Raw genomic sequence first — 214 nt, 5'->3', positions numbered from 1 at the left:
GCATCCGCATTCACAGGCAACCTGACCATCAACCTCGGCAATGGCTTCTTCACCACTGGTAAAGCAGACACCTCCGGTCAGACCCAAGACGTCTCCGTCATCGGCGGCAAAGGCAACGACACCTTCATCCTGGCTGACACACTCGAAACAGGCGACAGCATCACAGGCGGCGACGGTACAGATACCCTCATCATCGTCAATGGCGGTAACATCA

Annotated in this window: 1 protein-coding gene; it reads left to right on the top strand. The window is 56.1% G+C overall.

Annotation, left to right across the window (positions count from 1 at the left end; all coding sequences use genetic code 11):
* On the top strand, positions 1-214 hold a 214-nt coding region (locus H8L32_RS27510), incomplete at both ends, for a hypothetical protein (RefSeq protein WP_186951038.1).

Origin of the sequence: Undibacterium hunanense (assembly GCF_014284335.1) — a bacterium.
Lineage (GTDB): Bacteria > Pseudomonadota > Gammaproteobacteria > Burkholderiales > Burkholderiaceae_D > Undibacterium > Undibacterium hunanense.
This window is presented reverse-complemented; position numbering and strand designations above follow the sequence as displayed.